Source organism: Terriglobus sp. RCC_193 (assembly GCF_041355105.1).
Classification (GTDB): Bacteria; Acidobacteriota; Terriglobia; order Terriglobales; family Acidobacteriaceae; genus Terriglobus.
In genome coordinates this window covers 1-517 of the sequence record NZ_JBFUPK010000009.1, presented here as the reverse complement: position 1 = coordinate 517, position 517 = coordinate 1, and the positions used below count along the sequence as shown (strand labels likewise).

Here is a 517-nt window from a genome sequence, read left to right as displayed (position 1 = left end):
CCCCCCTGTTTTTCTAAAATCGTCTTTTGATTGGGGTTACGGTTTTGGTGGCTGTAAAATCGTCTATCTGTTGGGGTTAGGGGTAGAATCGTCTTTCTAAAGCCTTTAGCTGTTAGCTCTTGGCTTTTAGCTTTCCCTTGTTTCTATTTTAGTGGTTTGGTGGAAATAACCTGCCAAGTTTATTTCTTTTGGTTTGTTGGAGTCGGGTGGTTTGGGGCTTGACAGTGTTCTTGACGCCTTCGGCTTGGTGCCAGCCATGATCTTCTGTGGGTACGCGGGGTTTGCTTCATGCTCCTGTTTGTCTTTTTGGCCGCGCGGTTTTCTTGTTTGTGGATTCTTACGGCAGGGCTGAAGCCCTGCCCCTTCAAAGAAGACGCGCTCTTGCGCGTTGGAGCTTCGCCTTGCGAAGCTGGTTATGGGTTTGGTGGCTGGAAGCTTGTTGCGGTCTTGGCGGGAGGAGAGTTCGTCGGGATTCTTCGCTTTGCTCAGAATGACGGTCTTTCGACCGTTGGAGCTT

The 517-nt window shown here is 49.9% G+C and carries 1 protein-coding gene; it reads right to left on the bottom strand.

Annotated elements, in window-relative coordinates:
• Window positions 1-126: 126 nt before the first annotated feature.
• Window positions 127-517: hypothetical protein (locus AB6729_RS18080; RefSeq protein ID WP_371083054.1), on the bottom strand; the 391-nt coding region annotated here is incomplete at its 5' end.